This is a genomic window from uncultured Brachyspira sp., assembly GCF_910588665.1.
Lineage (GTDB): Bacteria > Spirochaetota > Brachyspiria > Brachyspirales > Brachyspiraceae > Brachyspira.
In genome coordinates this window covers 1-3,056 of the sequence record NZ_CAJUPR010000030.1, presented here as the reverse complement: position 1 = coordinate 3,056, position 3,056 = coordinate 1, and the positions used below count along the sequence as shown (strand labels likewise).

The 3,056-nt window shown below is 28.8% G+C and carries 1 protein-coding gene; it reads right to left on the bottom strand.

Annotation, left to right across the window (positions count from 1 at the left end; genetic code table 11):
• On the bottom strand, positions 1-3,056 hold a 3,056-nt coding region (locus QZ306_RS10385; RefSeq protein ID WP_295163623.1), incomplete at both ends, for a hypothetical protein.

Below are 3,056 nucleotides of genomic sequence, written 5' to 3'. Positions count from 1 at the left end.
ATTGTTTGAGCGCTGCTAAATCAAAATTCCATCTCTTCAAAAGAGTATTCATGGAATAATTTTTGCCTGATAATTCATTAAAATCTAACCTTAATTCTTCACATAACAAAAAAGCTCTTGCTTCAAACGCATTTCCTTTAGCATTTTTCAAACCATCTACAGTACCATATTTTTCAACATCTAGATTATCTTTTGTTCTTTTCTCCATTTCTTCAAGGTCTTTTTTGATAGTAGACCAATCATATTTGACAACCTCAGATAAATATTTTAACAAATCTTTTCCTGAATATTCTTTGAAAGTATAGTTATTTATATCATCTATTTCTGGCATTTTATCTGTATCGTTAATTTGGTCATACTTTACTTTAAGCTCTAATATATCAAGATGTAAATTTAAATCTTCTGGCTTATCATATTTTCTTAATAATGTTTCTTGAGTTTCATAATCTAAATTCAATTTTTCCATTTTTTCTTTGATATCCTCTTGTGAAGATGCTCTTTCATTAGATTTTGCTTTTGTAATATCTCTAATCATTTCATCGATAAGCGGCTCTAATTTTGTTGAGAAGATGATTTCTTTTGTCTTTTGATTCTTAGGATATAATGAATTTCGATAAAAGATTAAGAGTTCTGCTATTGCTTTCTTAGCTTTTGGATATTTATTCTTATTATCTTTATATTGACCTAATTCTCGAAGACAATCATACAAATTATATTCTGTTCCATGTTGCTGATTCCAATAAGCTAAAGCATCTTTTATATCAGAATCTGAACTTATTTCGTCTATTTCTACAGTTTCATTTTGCAGAACATCTCGTAGTGTATTTAATTCTTCATATATTTTATGACCATAATCAGAACTTTTCAATATTTTTTGTTTAATATCTTCTCTTGTATATTTGTCTTCTCTATAGAAATTATTCAATTGTTCAATTATCATATAACATTTTAAGCCATAATATGCCCTTGACGGGTCATTTTGAAATTCTTCTCGAACCCATATCAAATCTCGAGGAGGCTCTCCAACAAAATATTTGTTAAATTTATCTAATATATCTTTCAGGTCGTCATTGTTATTTATATTATTTACTTTTCCTTCTTCATAATCGATAACGCTCTTTAATTTTTCTAAGCCTTCTAAGGTATCTGGAAAATCATCTTCTTTAAATCGATTTCCTAATATTTCTTTAACTTTTTTGAGTCTAGCTTCTCTTAATAACCATATTATAGCTTCTGATACATCATCTCCAAATTTATTAACAAGATATTGTCTTTTAATTTTCTTGGGTCGAAAAGCATTATTATATTCTTGTATAGCAGAATCTAAATCATCAACTCCATTATAGCTACTTTCATTCTTTAAAACTTTTTCGAGATATTTAATTTGTTCATCTTCATTTTTCTTACTTTCTTCTTGGTCTTCCCAAAGGACTTTATATTTGTCTTCAAAAAGTTTGATTCCATTATCGAGCTTCAATTTTTTCTCTATTTGTTCTTTATCTATTTTTTGAAACAATCTCATGGCCCATTTATATCTGTCAGCCCAAGTATTGACTTTCTCTTCTGGATGATTAATACCATATACATTAAAAAGTCCATCAATATCTCCTGTTGTTAGTATGTCTTTATACCTCTCATATTCTGCTATTTTCTTTTTCAAATATTGTCTTTTCTCTCTACTTTTGGAATTGTCATATGCATCAACAGTTAAATCTTCTTCTCCTATTTCAGCTAAGATTTTTTGATATTTAGCTTTTTCATCAAAATTACCTAACAAATACATAGCATTCTCTAAATCTTTTCGAATATCTTCAGAGCGTAGTACTGGGAATTCTTTCATTAATTCATCATATGTATATTTCTTTGAGGTCATGAAATTTGATTTTGAATCTTCTTCTTCGAATAATTCTTGTCTATTATAATAAGTTTGTAATTTGTCATCCATATCTCCAATACCTCTTGCCAAATCATTAGAATAACGAGCTTTCATCTCTTGTTCAGATTTTTTCTCAATCTTGTCTTGATAATCATAATAGACCAAATAAAACATTACTGAATCATATCTATGACCATGTTTTTTAAACAACTCAGTCATTCCATCTTTCATTTTTGATTTTTCCTGCCAAGCGTCCAAATAGGAAAGAGCCAAGCCGTCAGTCTTTAATTTATCTAATTCTTGACTGCATATAGACCTTTCATTTTCTAAACGCTGTAAAGTTTTTTCATCATCTTTATCGTCTATAAGCTTCATTAATTCTTCATTTGTAAATCCATATCTTTTCTCTAATTGTTTAACTTTTATTTTGACATCCAAGTTCATAGAAGCATCTCTAAAATTTGGATAATTATCTCGTAATTTTTCAACATCAACAGGAGAGCCATAATAATGTTTATAAGACTTTAGCAAATCCTTAAAGTATTGACTATCCCAATTAGCATCATTTGTTTGTTCTGTCTTTAATTTTTTTTCTAATTGCTGGATTCCTTCTGGTGTTTCAGGGATTCCTTGAGCAGAAAAATTCTTAGATAATTTCGATATTTGATTAACCAAATTATGATATTCCAAAAATACTTTCCAATCCTCTTTGTCTTTTGATTCATCTAAGACCATCTGACTTAGTTTATATTTTGTCGTGTTATGATTATTCCATTTCTCTAGCTCCTTACCTAATTTATCGTCTTTCTTATAATCCTCTAACTCAGCAAGTCTTTTTTCCATAATTCTTAGTTGTTCTTGAACTGTAGAGTTTCCGCCATCAAATTCTTTCTGAAAATTCTGAAGATATTTATGTTTTAATATTTCGCAGTCTAGAAACGGGTCAATATTGGCCTTTTTATGTTTGTTCGCTCTTACAAACTCAAATACGCTCTTCCAGTTATTTCTTCCTGTGGTTCCATATTCTGTCCATTTATTCCAAAATTCATCTGACGCTAAATATTTCAAATCGACTTGGTCATAGCCTGTTATGTATTCATTTAAATAATCAATTTTTTGAGCATCACTTTTTATTTCTGCAGGATAGTCAATACTTTGTTGACGAAACAACTGACGAAAT